Origin of the sequence: Ruegeria lacuscaerulensis, assembly GCF_013034745.1 — a bacterium.
Classification (GTDB): domain Bacteria; phylum Pseudomonadota; class Alphaproteobacteria; order Rhodobacterales; family Rhodobacteraceae; genus Ruegeria; species Ruegeria lacuscaerulensis_B.
The window spans coordinates 80,855-100,893 of record NZ_WQGP01000010.1 but is presented as its reverse complement, the minus strand read 5'-3'; the positions used below and the strand labels follow the sequence as shown (position 1 = coordinate 100,893).

At 59.8% G+C, this 20,039-nt stretch carries 19 protein-coding genes; 13 read left to right on the top strand and 6 right to left on the bottom strand.

The features are described from left to right. Positions 1 to 2: 2 nt before the first annotated feature. Positions 3 to 2,888: a DNA translocase FtsK gene (locus tag GOV79_RS18880; protein ID WP_170791213.1), complete on the top strand. Its 2,886-nt coding sequence runs from the start codon at positions 3 to 5 to the stop codon at positions 2,886 to 2,888. A gap of 39 nt (positions 2,889 to 2,927) precedes the next feature. Further along, the gene (locus GOV79_RS18875; RefSeq protein WP_170791204.1) at positions 2,928 to 3,524 is read left to right on the top strand and encodes a LolA family protein; all 597 of its coding nucleotides are present in this window, start codon (positions 2,928 to 2,930) and stop codon (positions 3,522 to 3,524) included. 12 nt (positions 3,525 to 3,536) lie between these two features. Here the strand turns inward: GOV79_RS18875 and GOV79_RS18870 are convergent, their stop codons facing one another. Continuing rightward, on the bottom strand, positions 3,537 to 4,118 hold the full coding sequence (locus GOV79_RS18870; RefSeq protein ID WP_170774790.1) for a transglycosylase SLT domain-containing protein: 582 nt from the start codon (positions 4,116 to 4,118) through the stop codon (positions 3,537 to 3,539). Between the two features lie 60 nt (positions 4,119 to 4,178). Next, positions 4,179 to 5,060 (bottom strand): AEC family transporter, encoded by an 882-nt coding sequence (locus tag GOV79_RS18865; protein WP_170791202.1) that lies wholly within the window; start codon positions 5,058 to 5,060, stop codon positions 4,179 to 4,181. A gap of 80 nt (positions 5,061 to 5,140) precedes the next feature. On the opposite strand from GOV79_RS18865, the gene hspQ reads away from it, so the two are divergent. Then, positions 5,141 to 5,467 carry a heat shock protein HspQ gene (hspQ, locus tag GOV79_RS18860; protein ID WP_170774786.1) on the top strand — a complete coding sequence of 109 codons (327 nt, stop codon included), beginning with the start codon at positions 5,141 to 5,143 and terminating at the stop codon, positions 5,465 to 5,467. 24 nt (positions 5,468 to 5,491) lie between these two features. Here the strand turns inward: hspQ and ggt are convergent, their stop codons facing one another. The 3 genes from ggt to GOV79_RS18845 all read right to left on the bottom strand — a co-directional run bounded on the left by ggt (position 5,492) and on the right by GOV79_RS18845 (position 8,090). Beyond that, the gene (ggt, locus tag GOV79_RS18855; protein ID WP_170791200.1) at positions 5,492 to 7,069 is read right to left on the bottom strand and encodes a gamma-glutamyltransferase; all 1,578 of its coding nucleotides are present in this window, start codon (positions 7,067 to 7,069) and stop codon (positions 5,492 to 5,494) included. A gap of 209 nt (positions 7,070 to 7,278) precedes the next feature. Then, positions 7,279 to 7,719, bottom strand: coding sequence for an ATP-binding protein (locus GOV79_RS18850; protein WP_170791198.1), 441 nt, complete (start codon positions 7,717 to 7,719; stop codon positions 7,279 to 7,281). Between the two features lie 32 nt (positions 7,720 to 7,751). Continuing rightward, a complete protein-coding gene (locus GOV79_RS18845) occupies positions 7,752 to 8,090 on the bottom strand; it encodes an STAS domain-containing protein (protein ID WP_170791196.1) in 339 nt (112 codons plus the stop codon). Between the two features lie 105 nt (positions 8,091 to 8,195). On the opposite strand from GOV79_RS18845, the gene GOV79_RS18840 reads away from it, so the two are divergent. After that, complete coding sequence (locus tag GOV79_RS18840; RefSeq protein WP_170791194.1) at positions 8,196 to 9,368, top strand: acetyl-CoA C-acyltransferase; 1,173 nt, start codon at positions 8,196 to 8,198, stop codon at positions 9,366 to 9,368. A gap of 94 nt (positions 9,369 to 9,462) precedes the next feature. Continuing rightward, a complete protein-coding gene (locus tag GOV79_RS18835) occupies positions 9,463 to 9,915 on the top strand; it encodes a free L-methionine (R)-S-oxide reductase MsrC (protein WP_170774774.1) in 453 nt (150 codons plus the stop codon). Positions 9,916 to 9,921: 6 nt separating this feature from the next. On the opposite strand, the gene GOV79_RS18830 is transcribed toward GOV79_RS18835, so the two are convergent. Beyond that, positions 9,922 to 10,188, bottom strand: coding sequence for a DUF1294 domain-containing protein (locus tag GOV79_RS18830; protein ID WP_237215654.1), 267 nt, complete (start codon positions 10,186 to 10,188; stop codon positions 9,922 to 9,924). 102 nt (positions 10,189 to 10,290) lie between these two features. Here GOV79_RS18830 and GOV79_RS18825 point away from each other — a divergent pair, with 102 nt between their 5' ends. The 8 genes from GOV79_RS18825 to GOV79_RS18790 all read left to right on the top strand — a co-directional run bounded on the left by GOV79_RS18825 (position 10,291) and on the right by GOV79_RS18790 (position 19,816). Continuing rightward, complete coding sequence (locus GOV79_RS18825) at positions 10,291 to 10,890, top strand: helix-turn-helix domain-containing protein (RefSeq protein WP_237218064.1); 600 nt, start codon at positions 10,291 to 10,293, stop codon at positions 10,888 to 10,890. Continuing rightward, positions 10,891 to 11,514, top strand: a complete 624-nt coding sequence (locus tag GOV79_RS18820) for a LysE family translocator (protein ID WP_170791191.1) — start codon at positions 10,891 to 10,893, stop codon at positions 11,512 to 11,514. 4 nt (positions 11,515 to 11,518) lie between these two features. Continuing rightward, on the top strand, positions 11,519 to 11,899 hold the full coding sequence (locus GOV79_RS18815) for a GFA family protein (RefSeq protein ID WP_170791189.1): 381 nt from the start codon (positions 11,519 to 11,521) through the stop codon (positions 11,897 to 11,899). A gap of 15 nt (positions 11,900 to 11,914) precedes the next feature. Next, complete coding sequence (locus tag GOV79_RS18810; protein WP_170791187.1) at positions 11,915 to 14,362, top strand: GcvT family protein; 2,448 nt, start codon at positions 11,915 to 11,917, stop codon at positions 14,360 to 14,362. 2 nt (positions 14,363 to 14,364) lie between these two features. Then, positions 14,365 to 15,417: an alcohol dehydrogenase family protein gene (locus GOV79_RS18805; protein WP_170791185.1), complete on the top strand. Its 1,053-nt coding sequence runs from the start codon at positions 14,365 to 14,367 to the stop codon at positions 15,415 to 15,417. 14 nt (positions 15,418 to 15,431) lie between these two features. Next, positions 15,432 to 16,325 (top strand): homocysteine S-methyltransferase family protein, encoded by an 894-nt coding sequence (locus GOV79_RS18800; RefSeq protein WP_170774764.1) that lies wholly within the window; start codon positions 15,432 to 15,434, stop codon positions 16,323 to 16,325. Positions 16,326 to 16,329: 4 nt separating this feature from the next. Further along, positions 16,330 to 17,274 (top strand): GlxA family transcriptional regulator, encoded by a 945-nt coding sequence (locus tag GOV79_RS18795; RefSeq protein ID WP_170791183.1) that lies wholly within the window; start codon positions 16,330 to 16,332, stop codon positions 17,272 to 17,274. An 88-nt stretch (positions 17,275 to 17,362) separates the two neighbouring features. Beyond that, positions 17,363 to 19,816 carry a GcvT family protein gene (locus GOV79_RS18790; RefSeq protein ID WP_170791180.1) on the top strand — a complete coding sequence of 818 codons (2,454 nt, stop codon included), beginning with the start codon at positions 17,363 to 17,365 and terminating at the stop codon, positions 19,814 to 19,816. The last annotated feature ends 223 nt before the right edge of the window (positions 19,817 to 20,039 follow it).

Sequence of the window (20,039 nt, the reverse complement as noted above, 5' to 3'; positions counted from 1 at the left end):
AAATGGCATCATTGAACGCGCGCAACCGCGATCCATTGCTGGACAGTACAACGCAAGCCGCCATTGAACGGCGCAGCAAAGAGCTGATCGGGATTGCCTTGATCCTGCTGGGGTTGGCCTCGGCGGCGATGATCTGGTCCTACACGCCGGATGATCCGAACTGGATGGTCTCGACCGATGCGCCGGTGCAGAACTGGATGGGGCGGATTGGGGCCTCGATCGCGGCACCCTTGTTCATGATCGTGGGCTGGGGCAGTTGGAGCATCGCCTTGGTCCTGATCGGCTGGGGCGTGCGCTTTGCCGGGCATTTTGGCGAGGATCGCGCGATTGCACGGCTGATCTTTGCGCCGATTTGGATTGCCGTCGTCTCGGTCTATGCAGCGACTTTGGTGCCCGATGAGGCTTGGCGTTCGACCCATAGTTTTGGTCTGGGCGGGCTGTTTGGCGACACCGTCATGGGCGCGTTGCTGACACTGTTGCCGGTCGCATCGCATTTCATGGTCAAGCTGATGTCACTGGCCATGGCGCTCGGAATGCTGGCGCTGGGCGTTTTTGTTCTGGGCTTCACGCGCGACGATGTGCGCAAAGGATTCCGGGCGTTTCTGCTGGGTTTGGTTATGTCCTATGACGGGTTGATGAACCTGCTGGGTCGTGGGGCCGCCGCGACCGCGCAGGCCGCCCGTGATCGCCGAGCGCAATGGGATGAGCGCAAGGTCGCGCGCGCCGAGGCCGCGGAGGCTGTATTCGAAGATGAACTGGCCTACGCCGACCCGGTCTTTGACGAACCGCCGCTGACCGCGCCCGAGCCCGCGAAACCGGGCCTGCTGTCACGCATCCCCGATCTGATCCGCCGCCCCGATCCGATGCCCGAGCCCGAACTCATTGACCGGGAATCTCTGGTCGATGTTGACGAGATGCCAGGCGAGGACCGCATCCGGTCGAAGATTTCCGCCGCTGTACGCAACCGCAAGGTCGCCGCGGGTGAGATGGCGCCCGAATATGACCCGAACCTGCCGCTGACCAAGGGGCGGGGGCGTGGGCCTGATCCGTTGATCCTGAACTCAGATGCGGGCGAATTGCCGCCGGAACCGCCGATGACTTCGACTGGTTTGCCGCCCAAGTCGATGCTGACGGCAGAACCGACCGAATGGCAGGAGCCCTTACATCAGGACTTCGCGCCCGAGCCGGACTATGACGACGCCGTATTCGAGGACACGCCCGAGCCTGCGCTGCAGTCTCGGCCCGCGATGAAAATCCCCGTGGCGGAGCCACGCAAACCGGTTGTCGCGCAACCTGTGCGCCGCGCGCCTCAGCCTTCGCGCCGCGCGCAGGCCGAAGCGCAGCCTGCGCTGTCGTTCGAGGACAAGCATTCCGATTTCGAATTGCCGCCTTTGGGCCTGCTGGCCAACCCGGCGAACATTCAACGCCATCACCTCAGCGATGAAGCGTTGGAGGAAAACGCCCGGATGCTGGAAAACGTTCTGGATGACTATGGCGTCAAGGGGGAGATCGTCAGTGTTCGCCCGGGTCCGGTTGTTACTATGTACGAACTAGAGCCCGCGCCCGGTCTGAAAGCCAGCCGTGTGATCGGTTTGGCCGACGATATCGCACGCTCGATGTCGGCGCTGTCGGCGCGTGTTTCGACCTTGCCAGGGCGCTCGGTCATCGGCATCGAACTGCCCAACGAAAATCGCGAGATGGTGGTGCTGCGTGAAATCCTTGCCAGCCGTGATTTCGGCGACGGCAACCATGCGCTGCCGTTGGCCTTGGGTAAGGATATCGGCGGTGAGTCAGTCGTGGCGAACCTTGCCAAGATGCCTCACCTGCTGATCGCAGGGACCACGGGGTCCGGTAAGTCGGTGGCGATCAACACGATGATCCTGTCGCTGCTCTATAAGTTGACGCCTGATGAATGCCGCCTGATCATGATCGACCCCAAGATGCTGGAACTGTCTGTTTATGACGGTATCCCGCATCTGCTGTCGCCCGTTGTGACCGACCCGAAAAAGGCGGTTGTCGCCCTGAAATGGGTCGTTGGCGAGATGGAGGATCGTTATCGCAAGATGTCCAAGATGGGCGTGCGCAATATCGCGGGCTATAATGGCCGTGTGAAGGATGCGTTGGCCAAGGGCGAGATGTTCAGCCGCACGGTCCAAACGGGCTTTGACGATGAAACCGGCGAACCCACCTTCGAGACCGAAGAATTCGCGCCCGAGGCGATGCCCTACATTGTCGTCATCGTCGACGAGATGGCCGACCTGATGATGGTCGCGGGCAAAGAGATTGAAGCTTGCATCCAACGTCTGGCGCAGATGGCACGGGCCTCGGGTATTCACCTGATCATGGCGACGCAGCGGCCTTCGGTCGATGTGATCACCGGTACGATCAAGGCAAACTTCCCCACCCGGATCTCGTTCCAGGTGACCTCGAAAGTCGACAGCCGCACCATTTTGGGCGAGATGGGTGCCGAGCAACTGCTGGGGCAGGGCGACATGCTCTATATGGCTGGCGGGGCCAAGATCACTCGCTGCCACGGCCCGTTCGTGTCGGACGAAGAGGTCGAAGAAATCGTCAACCACCTGAAACAGTTCGGCCCGCCCGATTACATGAGCGGTGTCGTCGATGGTCCGGCCGAGGAAAAGGCCGACAATATCGATGCAGTTCTTGGCCTGAATACCGGTGGCAACACCAATGGCGAGGACGCTCTCTATGATCAGGCTGTGGCGATTGTGATCAAGGATCGCAAGTGCTCGACCTCTTATATCCAGCGGAAACTTGCCATCGGTTACAACAAAGCCGCGCGTCTGGTTGAGCAGATGGAGGACGAAGGCGTTGTTTCCGCTGCCAATCACGTCGGAAAGCGCGAAATCCTCGTCCCCGAGCAATAGGATATTTAATAACAAGGGCAGAAGGCCTATCTGTGCCTCATGAAACAGATTGCTTTTGCCCTTGCTTTGACATTGTCCGCACCCGCCGCGTGGGCGGCGGACAAGCTGCCGCTATCGCAGATATCAAACTACCTGAACGAGCTGAAAACCGTTGAGACCACGTTCACGCAGGTCAACGACGATGGCTCGCTCAGCACCGGGAAATTGTGGATCGAACGCCCTGGCAAGATGCGGTTCGAATATGATCCGCCCAACAGCGCAGTGGTACTGGCGCGGGCTGGAACCGTTCAGATATTTGATCCCAAGTCCAACCAGCCGGCTGAGCAATATCCACTAAAACGTACGCCCCTGTCGCTGGTGCTGGCGCGGAATGTGAATCTGGGACAGGCCAATATGGTGGTCGGTCACGATTTTGACGGTACCGCCACGGTCGTGACGGCGCAGGATCCCAAGAACCCGGATTCGGGTCGGATCGAGCTGATGTTTACCGGTGATCCGGTCGAACTGCGCAAATGGGTGATCCACGATAACGCAGGCAGCCAAACGACCGTTCTGCTGGGGCAGCTGGAAACTGATGGCAAGCTGAACAGCGACCTGTTCACGAAAAGGACGCGGAGCGGGTCAGGCGATCGCTGACCCGCTGGGCTGTTAAATTCGGCAGCCCGCCAGCTGTGCCTGATAGAGTTTGGCGCGCGCGTCCACATCATTGGCCACGTTCAACAACCATGTTTTGCTGTAATGGCTCCCACGAGCGTAGCCGGTATGGCCTTCGTGATAGGCCAGATACTGGTTGCGGGTGTCATGCAGCTGGATGCCGTTGCGCTGGTTGGTTTTGTTCATGTACCAACCGATGAAATCCGACGCGTCGCGGATACGGTCGCGCTTGGCGCGGCGCTTGCCGGTTTCGCGCTGGTATTCCTCCCACGTGCCGTCCAAAGCTTGACTGAACCCATAGGCGCTGCTTTGACGGCCCATCGGGATGACACCCAACACGTATTTATGCGGGGTGCGCGCATCGTGGCGATAGCGGCTTTCCTGATAGATCGTCGCCATCTGAACGTGGACGGGGACACCCCATTTCCGCTCGGTGCTTTTGAAGGCTTTGATAAAATCAGGACGTTCACGCGCAATGCTGCACGCGTCATTTAGCTTGCTGGGCGGCTGTTTGGAGCCACCACTACAGGATGCCAAAAGCAGCACCCCGAAGAGTACGATAAGAATTCTGCTCATGTGCCTCGTGCCTTTTTTCTTCATTCTAGCGCAGATTGAGCCTTTAGGAAATCACAATCGCTACAACACAATAGCTAGAATTAAAGGCAACGCGCCCACAGACAGGACAGTTGACACCATAACCAGGCCTGCGACGGCGTCTGCGTCCGCTTCGAACCGTTCGGCCAGCAGGTACGAGGTCACAGCCACCGGGGTGCACATTTGCAGGACCAGAACGCCAAACGCGACGCTATCCAGGTCAAATGCCAGCGCGATGCCCCAGCCCAGCCCAAAGCACACCGCCAGTTTCAGCGCAGACAGCCAAAGCGCCTGTCCCAAACTGCGCGAGGTCAGCCGCGCGATCGCCACGCCCAGCGTGATCAGCATCAGGGGGATGGCCATTTGCCCAAGCAGGTCCAGCGTATTGGTCAGGAAAACGGGCGTTTCCCAACCGCGCCACAGGAACAGGGCACCCAGCAGGGTGGCCCAGACCATCGGTTCGCGCGCGGCTTTGCCGAACGCACCTTTGCCCGCCACAAGATAGATCCCATAGGTAAAGGAAAAGAGCGCCGTTACAGCCAGAAAAACCACCGCAAATCCCAGCCCCGCCTGCCCAAAGGCAAAGATGCACAGCGGCACCCCCAGATTGCCTGTGTTGCCAAAGATCAGCGGGGCCAGAAATGTGCGGCGATCCAAGCCGCTGAGCCGCACGAACAGGCCAAAGGCCACCGCAAGCACCACATGTCCGGTGATGGCCGCCAACGTGAACCGCGTCAACTCGGTGGCTGTGATCTCGGTCTGCATCAGGGCGACAAAGATCAGACAGGGCACCGCCAGCGTAACGCCCAGACGGGTCACAAATTGCAGCCGGTATTCGAACCCCAGCTTGACCCACGCAAATCCGATCCCGGCCAAAAGAAAGACCGGAGCCGCAATTTCGAACACTGTTAGTAGAAGGTTCACAGACTGTTTCCCTTAAAATCCGATCATTGATTGGCATTTCCGCCGGGAAAAGAGTAGTAAGTTCTTTGGGGGCTGAAGATATGCTGAAGACACATGCCAAGTACAAATTGGGCCAGGTGGTCCGTCACAAGAAACATCCCTTCCGAGGGGTGATTTTTGACGTGGACCCGGAATTCTCGAACACCGAAGAATGGTATCAGGCCATCCCCGAAGATAGCCGCCCGATCAAGGATCAGCCGTTCTATCATTTGTTGGCCGAAAACGACCAATCCTTCTATGTTGCTTATGTTTCTGAACAAAATCTGGTTGCCGATCAGTCCGGCGAGCCGGTGGAACATCCTGATATTCCAGACATGTTCGGCCCGTTTGAAAACGGCGCATACCCGCTGCATTTCCACCTAAACTGATCGGCGCATCGTGCGCGTTCAGGATCAGTAGCCAAGAGCGCAACCGTCTTTTCGGGGGTCGCTGGCACCTTCCAGAACACCGTCATCGCGGATTCGGATAGCCTGCGCTCCACCCAGTGGCGTTTCCGGGATTTGAACGTTGTGGCCCAGATCTGACAATTGTTGCACGACGCTGGGCGGAATTCCGCGTTCCAGTTTCATAACGTTTCCATCGGCGAAGGCGCGCGGGGCGTCGATGCTGTCCTGCAATCCCAACCCGTGATCCGTCAGGTTGGACAACAGGCGTGCGTGTCCGGTGGGTTGAAACGATCCGCCCATTACGCCGAATGGCATGGTGATGCGGTCGTTCTGTTTCAGCATACCGGGAATGATTGTGTGCATCGGGCGCTTGCCCGGCCCCATCTCATTCGGATGTCCGGCCTGCAAGGTAAAGCCAGCGCCCCGGTTTTGAAGCAGTATCCCGTATTTCGGTGAGGCGATGCCCGACCCAAAACTGTGAAAGATCGAATAGATCAGAGACACGGCCATCCGATCCCGATCGACGACGGTAATATAAACCGTATCCTTGTGGATCGCCTCGGTCAGCGGAGCGGCGGCTGGCATCGCCCGCTTAGGATCGATCAGGGCGGCGAGCTGATCTGCCAGCGCCTGATCGGTGAACTTTTCAGCCTGCGTGGCGTGATCAGGATCGGCGATAAAGCGATTACGCGCGTCATAGGCCAGTTTTGAGGCCTCGGCCTCGATATGAATACGTTCCGCGCTGAACGGTTCCATCCCGGAAAGGTCGAAATTTTTCAGGATATTTAACAACAAAAGCGCCGTCGCCCCCTGACCGTTGGGGGGGTGTTCGTACATCTCGACACCGTTGTAGCTGCTGTTGACTGGTAGGGTGACGGTACATTGGGTGGTCCGAAAATCTTCGATCGTGTGAACACCGCCCAATTGCGACAGTGCGGCAACCATGTCCTCGGCAATGTCGCCGGTATAAAACGCATCGCGCCCGTGTTGTGCGATTTGGCGTAGAACTTCTGCCTGACCCGGAGAGCGGAAGATTTGCCCCGTTTTGGGGACCTTGCCGTCGATCAGGTAGTGATCTCGCGCGGATCCTTGCAGCGTGGCTGCTCCAATATTCCAGTCCAAAGCCACGCGCGGGGCCACAGGCACGCCGGTATCCGCATAGTGGATGGCAGGGCTAAGGACCGAATCCAACCCGATCCGGCCCTCGGTTTCGGCCAGGTGGCAAAAGGCATCGACCGCGCCTGGTATTGTCACCGCCTCGGGCGAGGTCAGGGGAACCGCATTCAGACCCTGTGAGCGCAAGGCGTCCGCATTGGCCATCGCGGGAGCGCGGCCTGATCCGTTAAGGGCGCGGATTTTGGTTTCACCAGCACGGTTGAACAGGACAAAGCAATCTCCGCCCAATCCGGTCATCTGTGGCTCGCACAGTCCCAGCAGAACTGCGCCCGCAATCGCGGCATCCATCGCATTACCGCCCTGTTCCAGAATGCTTATCGCAACTTGCGCAGCCAGCGGGTGCGATGTTGCGCACATGCCTTCCGTTGACAGGACTTCGGACCGACCCGGAACGTGAAAATCGCGCATAAAAGTATTCCCCAATAACTCGCGCCGAAGGTATCGCGCGTCGATCTATTGTCCAGTCAAATCAAGGGGAAATTCCTCGGCGCCGTTCACTGGGTGGGGGCTGTGACACTTGGCGCCGAGGGAAGCTATCTGAGCTACAGGTAAAAGTATGACCCTGATTTGCGGCGCGACAATGGTTCGATTTGGGCGTTATTGTGACCTTTTGCCTGTCACTCGGCGTCCGGGAAATCAAAGCGCAGGGACAGCCTGTTGCAGCCGTTGCTGCGCTCATACCGGATATCGCTGGTCAATTCATGGATCAGGAACCAGCCAAATCCTCCCTCGGGCAGTTCGTCGCGCGATGACCCCAGCGCCGCCGGCATGCCTTCGGGCACCCGAAATCCGGGCAGAGGGTTGCCGGTGTCCGAAATCAGTATTTCAAGCCAGTCTTGGTTCAGCCGACACCGCACCTTGACCTGAGCGGGTGTGACCCCGGCATAGGCATGCTCGACCACGTTGTTGATTGCCTCGGCTAGCGCGATTTTTACGTCCCCCGCCTTGTGCGCGGGCAGGCCTTGCGCTTTCAGGCAGGCGCTGAGCTGAGCGATGCCCGCGCTGGCATCGGACGCTGTGGCTGAGAACTGAAGATCCAGGCAGTTACCGGTACACATGGGCAGGGCGCTTATTCATTCGATCTGCGGGCTCAGTCGGCGGTGGACGCAAGCGCGTCGCCCAGCGTCGGGTATAGCTTGAAAACCGTGTCCATACGGGTCAGGCGAAAAACCTTTTCGACAAAGGGGTGCAACCCCGCCAGATCCAGCCTGCGATCACTGCCAAGCTGTTTCATGGCGGCGACGATCGCCCCGAGACCGCTGGAGTCGATGAATTCCACCCTCGTCAGATCTAGCACCACCCGCGCAGCACCGCCTTCGGCCTCTTGCCGCATCTCTTCCTTGAATTGGATGGCCATGGCGGCGTCGATCCGGTCGGAATGCACCGTGATAATCTGGGCCGAGTCGGTTGTTTTGCTGGTCAGGCTCATGCGCGCCGGTCCTCTGAATTGCAAATCATGCGTAGAAATACGCTAGACGCCAATTCTTACCATTCGGTATCCATCCATACGGAAAAGCAGAAAAGGAGCCTCCCGATGAAGCAAGTTGTAATCGCAGGTGCAGCACGGACCCCGATGGGTGGGTTTCAAGGGATGTTCGATGGCATCAGCGCCGCTGATCTGGGCGGAACGGCAATCCGCGCCGCCTTGCAGGGCGCCGGGGCCGATACTGCGGACGAGGTGCTGATGGGCTGCGTCCTGCCCGCGGGTCAGGGCCAAGCCCCTGCGCGGCAGGCAGGTTTCGCCGCCGGTCTGGGTGAAGAGGTTCCCGCGACCACCCTCAACAAGATGTGCGGGTCGGGAATGAAGGCTGCGATGATGGCCTATGACCAGATCGCCTTGGGGCACGCAGACACGATGGTTGCTGGCGGGATGGAGAGCATGACCAACGCCCCCTATCTGTTGCCCAAAATGCGCGGCGGCGCCCGGATCGGCCATGGGCAGGTGGTTGACCACATGTTTTTGGACGGGCTCGAGGACGCCTATGACAAGGGGCGTTTGATGGGTACCTTCGCCGAGGATTGTGCCGAGGCCTATCAGTTCACCCGCGAGGCACAGGATGACTACGCGCTGCAGTCTCTGTCGAACGCGCTCGAGGCACAAGAAACCGGCGCCTTTGCGGATGAGATCACGCCTGTTACCCTGAAAACGCGCAAAGGGGACGTCACACAATCCACCGACGAGCAACCTCTTTCGGCCCGGCCCGAGAAAATCCCGACCCTGAAACCGGCCTTCCGCAAGGATGGAACGGTGACAGCGGCCAATGCCTCGTCGATCTCGGACGGGGCTGCGGCCTTGGTGCTGGCGTCGGAGGAAGCCGCCCAGGCGCAAGCCCTGACCATCCGCGCCCGTATTCTGGGCCATTCCAGCCACGCACAGGCCCCCGGCCTGTTTACGACTGCCCCGGTGCCTGCCGCGCAAAAACTGCTGACGCAGATCGGTTGGACCACTGATGATGTGGACCTGTGGGAGGTGAACGAGGCCTTCGCCGTCGTGCCCATGGCCTTCATGCACGAAATGGGTTTGCCGCGCGACAAGGTGAACGTGAATGGCGGCGCGTGCGCTCTGGGCCATCCCATCGGCGCATCCGGCGCGCGGATCATGGTCACATTGCTGAATGCGCTCGAGAAACGAAACCTCAAACGCGGCGTTGCGGCCATCTGCATCGGGGGTGGCGAAGGCACCGCCATTGCCATAGAACGCGTTTGACCATTCTTCTTGTTCCAAATACGGCGGAGGTGAATTGAGCCACCGGCTCATGAGGGGGCAGCGCCCCCTGATACCCTTGCCTCAAAGTGCTGCCATGACCGTTGACTATTCCACCCTCGCAAAAACCATCGCCGCCCTGACCGAAGGCGAAACGGATCAGGTCGCCCTGATGGCCACTGTCACCTGCGAGGTGCATCACAGCGATGACCGCTTCAACTGGACCGGGTTTTATCGCGTGACCGAGCCCGAGGTGTTGAAGATCGGGCCGTATCAGGGCGGACATGGCTGTCTGGTGATCCCGTTTGCACGCGGCGTCTGTGGAGCAGCAGCCCGCACCGGAGAAGTGCAAATTGTACCCGATGTGGAGGCTTTTCCTGGTCATATCGCCTGTGCGTCCTCGACCCGGTCGGAACTGGTACTGCCTGTCTTTGACTCGCAGGGTGAGGTGATCGCGGTGTTTGATATCGACAGCGATCTACCAGATGCGTTTACCCAAGCGGATGCTGATGAGCTCGCTGCCATCTTGCGCGATGTGTTTGCGCGTTAAGGTCGGTTAGCCCAGCAACGGGGGCAGATAGGTGAAGGCCGCATAGCAAGCAGCGGCCTGAACTATCAGAATTGCAAACAGCCATGCTGAAAACCGGCCTTTGCGGGTTTTGTGGCGAAAAATCCAGCGCCCAACCACGGCTCCGGGGCCGCCACCCAGCGCCGCCAGCCACAAAAGGCGGCGTTCCGGCACCCGGCGCTTGCGCCGCCGCGCGCGAAGTTTGTCCCAGCCAAAGGCCAGCAGAGTCAGGGTATTGATCGCCCACAGATACATCACTGCTATCCACATGCGTGACCGATACCGAACCCGGCCGCGTGACCCAAGTGAAAAAACGCTTGGTTTTTTCATCGATTCGCGCCATCGTGAAAAACAGGGATGAAATTTCACGACAACGCGGAGCGGCAATTGAACTCGCAGGCCCCCCAAAGCGCGACCCTCGGTGCCGATATCCGCGCCTTGCGCAAAGCGCGCGGACTGACGCTGAGCGAGATCGCGGCGCGGTTGGGCCGCTCGGTCGGCTGGCTGAGCCAGGTCGAGCGGGATATGTCTGACCCGTCCATCTCGGACCTGCGACAGATGGCCGATTGTCTGGGCGTGCCCATGTCGATGCTGTTTGCCCATTCTGCCGCCCCGGCGGCCGAACAGGGATATGTCGTCCGCGCAGGCTCGCGCCGTCCAATGGGATCGGGTGAGGAAGGACTGATCGAGGAATTGCTCTCACCCGATCTGACCGATGATTTTGAGATGGTGCATTCCACCTTCGAGCCCCGCTCGCAGATGCAGACCCCTGCCAATCGTCCGACGCAAGAGGTGGGCTATATGATCTCGGGGCGGTTGGACCTAACGATTGGAGGACGGCAGTTCTCGGTCGGGCCGGGCGACAGTTTCCGTATCAAACACGAACCCTATCACTGGGCGAACCCCTATGATGAGCCCGCCGTGGCCATCTGGGTCATCGCCCCGCCGGTGTATTGAATGAGCTTCGAGGCCTGGACCATATTCGCTCTGTTCTGGATGGTGTTCGTCACCACACCGGGGCCGAATGCGGTCAATTGCATCTCAAACGGAATGAGCCTGCCCTTTGCCAGGGCTATGTTGGGCGTGCTGGCGATCCTGACACAGGCCAGCGCCTTTTTGATCCTGTCCGCGCTGGGCGTCACGGCGCTGATCGCGGCGTCACCCACCGGGTTTTTCATCGCCAAACTGATCGGCGCGGGGTTCTTGATCTGGATGGGCATCCGCAGCTGGATCAATGCCAGCAAACCCGCGCCCGCGTCCGAGCGACCCGCGCGCCACGTCTATCTGCACGCACTGGCAGTGGCGACCATCAATCCCAAAAGCGTGGCCGGGTATCTGGCGGCGTTTTCGCAATTCGTTCAACCCGAGGTTCCGGTCTGGCAGCAGATGGGAGTGATCATGCCCACCGCTCTGGTCATCACAACGCTCAGCTACACCGGATTTACCTTGTTGGGCGCGCTGATGGGCAAGGCCGCGCTGGGCGCTGTGTTCAATATCTGGGTCCGCCGCGTGATGGCGACCTGTTTCATCATCTACGGTGTGTTGCTGGGTACCAGCGCAACGCCTACAGCAAGGGGGTAAAGACATGCACACCGGTTCCTGCCTCTGCGGCAAGGTGGCGTTCACCATCGACGGAGACCTCGCCGCACCCAACGCCTGCCATTGCGGCCAATGCCGCAGGCAATCGGGTCATCTCTGGGCCTCCTGCGAAACCCATCAGGACAACCTCAGCTTTACCTCCAGCGAGACGCTGGGTTGGTATCGCGCCTCGGACATCGCCAAGCGCGGCTTTTGCAGCGCCTGCGGCTCGTTCCTGTTTTGGCAGCATAATGATGAGGACACGATTGCGGTTTCAATAGGGTCTCTGGACGAGCCCACCGGCTTGAAACTCGCCCAACATATCTTCGTCGCCGACAAGGGCGACTACTACGACATCAAAGACGATCTGCCCCAGCGGGCACACTAACAGGGAAGCAAAACCATGAGTGATTTTCCAACCAAGGCCCGTGTGGTCATCATCGGCGGCGGCGTCGTCGGCTGTTCATCGCTTTACCATCTGGCCAAGAAGGGCTGGACCGACTGCGTTCTGCTGGAAAAGAACGAACTGACAGCGGGCTCGACGTGGCACGCGGCGGGCAATGTGCCGACCTTTTCGACCTCATGGGCGATCATGAACATGCAGCGCTACTCGACCGAGCTGTATTCGCGGCTGGCGGATGAGGTCGATTACCCGATGAACTACCACGTCTCGGGCTCGATCCGACTGGCGCATAGCAAGGAACGGATGCAGGAGTTCGAACGCGCCCTGTCCATGGGCCGCTATCAGGGCATCCCGATGGAGATGTGGACAGCGGAAGAGGCCAAAGAGCGCTATCCCTTCCTTGAAACCCATGATCTTGAGGGCGTTCTGTACGATCCGACCGACGGCGACATCGACCCGGCGCAGCTGACGCAGGCTCTGGCCAAAGGCGCGCGGGACATGGGGCAAAAGATCATCCGTTTCTGCCCGGCAACCGGGGTGACACAGCACGACGATGGCACATGGACCGTTCACACCGATAAGGGCGATATCGACTGTGACTATGTGGTCAACGCCGCCGGATACTATGCGCAGCGCGTGGGGGAATGGTTCAAACCCTTTGGCGGGCGCACGGTGCCTGCGATGGTCATGAGCCACCAGTACCTGCTGACCGACGAAATCCCCGAGGTTGAGGCATGGTCGAAGGAAAACGGCGGCAAGCTGCCGCTGCTGCGCGACGTGGATATCTCGTATTACCTGCGGCAGGAGAAGAACGGCTTTAACCTTGGTCCCTATGAACCCAACTGCAAGGGCCATTGGATGACCGAAGACGATCCGATGCCCGAGGATTTCAGCTTCCAGCTTTGGAACGATGATCTGGACCGGATCGAAGACATCGTCACTGACGCGATGGAGCGGGTGCCGCTGATGGCAACTTCGGGCGTTGGACGTGTCATCAATGGCCCGATCCCTTACGCGCCGGATGGGTTGCCTCTGATCGGGCCGATGCCCGGCGTAAGCAACGCGTTTGAGGCGCACACCTTTACCTTCGGCATCGCGCAGGGCGGTGGCGCAGGCAAGGTGCTTGCCGAATGGATCGTCGATGGCGCGACCGAATGGGATATGTGGGCCGTCGATCCACGCCGCTACACCGACTACACCGATCAGGACTACTGCAATCAGAAGGGTATGGAGGTCTACGGCAACGAATACGCCATGCACTTCCCGCATCATGAATGGCCTGCAGCGCGGGACAAGAAGTTGTCTCCGGTCCATGACAAGATCAAGGAACTGGGTGGCGTGATGGGTGCCTATAACGGCTGGGAACGCGCCAATTGGTTCGCCAAGCCGGGCGACGATACCTCGCTGGATGCGACGCATACATGGGGCCGCTCGGGCCCGTGGGAGCAGCGGATCAAAGAAGAATGCGAGGCCGTGCGTGATCATTGCGGCGTGCTGGACCTGCCGGGCTTCTCGCGCTTCATGGTCAAGGGGGAAGGTGCTGCCGAGGCGCTGCGCGGGCTGGTTACTGGCGGTTTGCCCAAGGTGGGCCGGATCAATCTGGTCTATATCGCCGACGACCGGGGCCGCATCCTGACCGAAATGTCCTGCCTGCGTCTGGGTGAGGATGAGTTCGTCATGATCACCGCCGCCACCGCGCAATGGCATGACCGGGACATTCTGGTGAATGCGATGCCCTCAGGTGTCAGTGTCGAGGATGTGACCACCACACGCGACACGCTGATCGTCACCGGCCCAAAATCGCGTGAGATCCTGTCGGGTCTGACCGATGCCGACCTGTCGCTGGGCTGGCTGACCCATCAGGCCGCCACTGTGGCAGGGAAACCCGCCTATCTGATCCGCGTATCCTTTGCTGGCGAACTGGGTTGGGAGGTTCACGCTCTGAACGACGACATGCCTGCGATCTATGACGCGATCCTTGAGGCTGGTGCCACGCCGTTTGGCATGTATGCGCTGAACTCGCTGCGGATCGAAAAAGGCTACCGCGCGTGGAAGGGCGATCTGTCCACCGATTACTCGCTGTTGGAAGGCGGGCTTGGGCGTTTTGTCAAACTAGACAAGCCGCAGGATTTCCCCGGCAAGGCCGCGATCCTGAATGAAAAGCAGCAGGGGGTGAAGAAGTCGTTCGTGACTCTGACGGTCGAGGCAGGTGACTGCGACGCGCCCTATATGTCCTGCATCTGGCAAGGCGATCAGATCGTGGGTGAGACGACGTCCGGCGCATGGGGCTATCGCGTGGGCAAATCCATCGCGCTGGGTATGATCAAGTCGGAACTGGCAAATCCGGGCACCGCGTTGGAGGTCGAAATCTACGGTCAGAAATACCCCGCTGTGGTGCAAGAGGATCAACCCCTCTGGGATCCGGCCAACGACCGGCTGCGGGCCTGACCATGGCTGTTCCGCGCGTTATGCAGGGCGTTCACCTAACCCGCCACGGCGGGCCCGAGGCGCTGGAATTTCGCGCGGATATTCCCGTGCCGCAACCCGGACCCGGTCAGGTTCTGGTCCGGGTCGCGGCAGCCGGGGTGAACAACACCGACATCAACACGCGCGTCGGCTGGTATTCCTCGGATGTGACCGGCGCGACAGATGCTGTGGATCATGAGGTCGACGCGGGCGGTTGGGGCGGTGCGCTTGAGTTCCCGCGCATTCAGGGCGGCGATCTGTGCGGCATCGTTGAACTTGCCGGACCCGAGACTGGGTTCCAACCCGGTCAGCGCGTCACCTGCCCGATCAACCTGCCGCGCCCACGCCCCGGCAATCCGACCGGCTTCATCGCGCTGGGGTCTGAGATCGACGGGGCCTTCGCGCAATATTGCCTGGTTGAAGCGTCGGACCTGTACGACGTCTCAGCGTCTCCGCTATCTGATGCCGAGATCGCGGCCATTCCCTGCGCTTTTGGAACAGCCGAGAACCTTCTGACCCGTGCAGGCGTGACTACAGGCCACAAGGTACTGATCACCGGGGCCTCGGGCGGGGTCGGTCTGGCCGCTGTGCAACTGGCCCGGCTGCGCGGAGCGACCGTGTGGGGTGTCACCAGCCCAGCCAAAGCCGATGTGGTCAAAGATCAAGGGGCAACGGATACGTTTGACCGTAACGCGCCCTTGCCGAAAGACATGTTCGATGTGGTGATCGACGTCGTCGGCGGTCCCGCGTGGCCCGACCTGATCCTGTCGCTGAAGCCCGGCGGGCAGTATGCGGTATCTGGTGCCATCGCCGGCCCCATCGTTCAGGCCGATCTGCGCGACATTTATTTGCGCGACATCACCATCCACGGCTGCACCCATCAGGCGTTCGAGGTCTTCGGACGATTAGTCGAACTGATGAATGCAGGCCGGATCAAACCTTTGATCTCAAAAACCTATCCGCTAAGAGATATCACCAAAGCGCAAGCGGACTTTCAGTCCAAAACATTTGCGGGAAAACTGGTTCTCATTCCCTGAGGAAAGGTAAAGCTATGGCGGATATAACCCTGTTGGACGGCTCGATCGGGCAGGAATTGGTCAAACGCGGCGGCGAAAAACCCACACCTCTGTGGTCGACGCGCGTGATGATCGACCAACCCGACCTAGTGGGTCAGGTCCACGCGGATTACTTCCAACGGGGCGCGACGGTTGCCACCACCAATACCTATGCCGTCCACCGCTCGCGCTTGGTGCGGGAAGGGATCGAGGATCAACTGCCTCATCTGATTGACCAAGCGTTGACCCAGGCCGAACGTGCGCGCGGATCACGCCACAAACGGATTGCGGGGGCGCTGGGGCCTCTGCTGGCGTCGTACAGACCAGACCTGAAGCCCGATGTAGACGATGCAGCGGTGAAATTTTCCGAACTGGTGCAGATGATGAACGACCGGGTGGACCTATTCCTGCTGGAAACCGTCTCGTCCCTGCAAGAGGCCGAAGGCGCGTTGCGCGGGACGGAAAGCGCAACCAAACCCGTCTGGCTGGCGCTGTCAGTGATGGACAATGACGGCACCCGCCTGCGTTCGGGTGAGCATCTGGCGCAGGTTGCGCCGCTGGTCGATCGCTTCGCGCCCGATGCGGTTCTGATCAACTGTACTCGCCCGGAATCGGTGATGCCCGCGCTGATGATCCTTGAAACGATGGGCCGCCCTTACGGGGCCTATGCCAATGGCTTCACGGGCATCACGCAAGGGTTTTTGGAAGACGCCCCCACTGTTGATGCGCTGGAAGAACGTCGTGACCTGACCCCCGAAGCCTATGCCGATTTCGCGATGAAGTGGGTCGAACACGGGGCCACCATTGTCGGCGGCTGCTGCGAGGTCGGCCCCGATCATATCGAGGCGCTGGCCCACGCGCTGCACGCCGCCCGACACCGGATCGTCTAGGGCGATGGCGGCACAGCAGCATTTCGATATCCTCGTCGCCCCTGGCTATGTGCTGCTGGAACTGGCGTCGCTGGTCGAGGTGCTGCGTCTGGCCAATCGCGTCTGTCCGCACCCGCCCTTTACCTATGCGTATAAATCCCTGAAGGGTGGAGCGATCCATTCCAGCAGCGATGCGATGATCCAGACCGAGGCTGTCTGCACCCAGCCCAAGGCGGATTACCTGTTTGTTATCGGCAATACCGACCCTGACCATCCCGACCTTTCGCTGGGCCGCGTGGTTTCGGATTACACATATCGCGGCGCACAGGTGTTTCTGCTGGCCGAAGCCGCCAGTCGTTACATCGACGAACACGGGACCGAGGATATGGCAACCCATTGGGAAAACGCCTCATTCCTGCGCGAACGCGGCGCCCGGTTCGAGGCCAAGCTCTCCATCGCCACCCAGCAAGGCGCCGTCGTCACCTGCGCGGGGATGGAGGCGACGACGGATGTGGCGCTGTCGGTGATTGGCCGTCACATCTCGGGGCCCGCCAAGATGACCGTGGCCGATATCATGTTGCACGAGAACATCCGCGATTTTTCTTCGATGCAGCCGTTTTCCGGCACGCGTTTGACCGCCACCGGGGATGCCAAACTGGACCAGTGCATCAAGCTGATGCAGGCCAATATCGAAGATCCCCTGCCGATCCATCAGATCGTCGAGGAACTGCATCTGTCCAACCGCTCGCTTGAGCGGAAGTTCAAGACCTTCTTCGGCACCACCCCCAACGGTTTCTACCGCGAGATGCGGCTGGCCAAGGCCAATAACCTGCTTCTGAACACCACCATGAGTGTGCGCGAGATCGGCCTTGCCTGTGGATTCCCAAACGGTTTTTCCTCGGTTTACAAAAGCTTTTTCGGCGTCACGCCGTTTGTTCTGCGCCGGGAAAAGCGCGCGACATATCGGTGAAAATTACTAGTATTGTGACGTTTTTGGCGCATTTATTGTCGATCCTTCGTGGCATTTTGGCCAAACCTGACAGAGTGGAGATTTCAGGATGGTTGATCTTCCCCAAAAGGCCCGCGTGGTCATTATCGGCGGCGGCGTCATTGGATGCTCGGTCGCATATCACCTGACCAAGAAGGGCTGGAGTGATGTCGTTCTGCTGGAGCGCAAGCAGCTGACCAGCGGCACCACATGGCACGCCGCCGGCCTGATCGCACAGTTGCGGGCGACGGCGAACATGACCAAACTGGCGAAATATAGTCAGGAACTTTATGGCTCGCTCGAAGAAGAAACCGGTGTTGCCACGGGGTTCAAACGCTGCGGCTCGATCACCGTAGCTTTGACCGAGGAACGCAAGGAAGAGATCTACCGCCAGGCCGCCATGGCCCGCGCCTTTGGGGTCGAGGTCGAAGAAATCTCGAACGAGCGCGTCAAGGAGATGTACCCACATCTGAATGTCGAAGACGTCAAGGGCGCGGTCTATCTGCCGCTGGACGGGCAGGGCGACCCGGCCAATATCGCACTGGCGCTGGCCAAGGGCGCGCGGCAACGCGGCGGGATCGTCAAGGAACGGGTGAAAGTCACCGAGATCGTCAAGCAGGGGCGTACAGTCACGGGCGTTGACTGGATTGCCGATGACGGCAGCGCCTCGGGCCATATCGAATGCGATATGGTGGTGAATTGCGCGGGCATGTGGGGGCATGAGGTCGGGCGCATGGCAGGCGTGAACGTCCCGCTGCACGCGTGTGAGCATTTCTATATCGTGACCGAAGGCATTGACGGCCTGACCCAGCTGCCGGTTCTGCGCGTGCCGGATGAGTGCGCCTATTACAAGGAAGACGCGGGTAAAATCCTGTTGGGCGCGTTTGAACCCAACGCAAAACCCTGGGCGATGGAGGGCATCCCCGACAGTTTCGAGTTTGACCAGTTGCCCGAGGATTTCGACCACTTTGAGCCGATCCTTGAGGCGGCGGTCAATCGGATGCCAATGCTGGCCGAGGCGGGGATTCATACCTTCTTCAACGGGCCGGAATCCTTCACGCCCGACGACGCCTATCATCTGGGGCTCGCGCCTGAGATGGACAATGTCTGGGTCGCTGCCGGGTTCAACTCGATCGGTATCCAATCCGCAGGCGGCGCAGGCATGGCGCTGGCCGAGTGGATGGATAGCGGTGAGAAGCCGTTTGATCTGGGCGATGTGGATATCAGTCGGATGCAGCCGTTTCAAGGCAACAAGAAGTATCTGTTTGAAAGGTCCAAGGAAACGCTGGGCCTGCTTTACGCCGACCATTACCCCTATCGCCAAAAGGCCACCGCGCGTGGCGTGCGGCGCACGCCGTTCCACCATCACCTGCTGGAACACGGTGCCGTCATGGGTGAACTGGCCGGGTGGGAGCGCGCCAACTGGTTCGCCAATGCAGGTCAAGAACGCGAATACCACTATAGCTGGAAACGTCAGAACTGGTTCGAAAACTCTGCCGCCGAACACCGCGCGGTGCGCGAGAATGTGGGCATGTATGACATGTCCTCTTTCGGCAAAATCCGCGTCGAAGGGCCGGATGCCGAGGCGTTCATGAACTACATTGGAGGTGGCGATTACTCAGTGCCCAATGGCAAGATCGTCTACACCCAGTTCCTGAACCGCACCGGTGGGATCGAGGCAGACGTGACCGTCACCCGCCTGACCGAGACCGCCTATCTGGTGGTCACCCCCGCAGCCACGCGCTTGGCCGATCAAACCTGGATGCAACGCCACGCGGGTGGATTCAACGTGGTCATCACCGATGTCACCGCAGGTGAGGGCGTTCTGGCCGTCATGGGCCCCAACGCACGCGCGTTGCTGCAAAAAGTCTCGTCCGCTGATTTCTCGAACGCGGCCAACCCGTTTGGCACAGCGCAAGAGATCGAGATGGGCATGGGCCTCGCCCGGGCGCACCGTGTCACCTACGTGGGCGAGCTGGGGTGGGAGATCTACGTCTCCTCCGACATGGCGGGCCATGTGTTCGAAACCTTGTACGAGGCCGGGCAAGATATGGGTCTGAAACTCTGCGGGATGCATATGATGGACTCTTGCCGGATCGAGAAGGGCTTTCGCCATTTCGGCCATGACATTACTTGCGAGGATCACGTGGTCGATGCGGGGTTGGGTTTTGCCGTTAAAACCGACAAGGGCAGTGACTTCATCGGTCGTGAGGCGGTTATTGCCCGTAAAGAAAGTGGACCGCAAAGCCGGTTGGTTCAGTTCAAACTGACCGACTCTGAGCCGCTGTTGTTCCACAATGAACCCATTCTGCGGGATGGCGAATATGTGGGATATCTGAGTTCGGGCAACTACGGTCACACGCTGGGCGCGGCCATCGGCCTGGGGTATGTGCCGTGCGCGGGTGAAAAGGCCGCCGATGTACTGGCTTCTAGCTATGAGATCGACGTCTGCGGCGTGAAGGTCAAAGCCGAAGCATCCCTGAAGCCGATGTATGATCCCAAGTCCGAGCGTACAAAAGTTTGAGCCGTAGCTAGGGACGCTGCCCCCGCCGCCCTTTCCGGGCGACTCCCCCGGGATATTTGAAGCCAAATGAAGCAGGAATCCTTCATTCATCTGGCAATAAATATCCCGGAGCGCGAGGCAGAGCCTCGCATCTTGATGCTCAGACTTGGGTGCGACGTATCAGATTTCTTGATAGGGTTCTTCACAGTTTTCCTGGTTCCCAAAACCATTTGATTTGCCATAG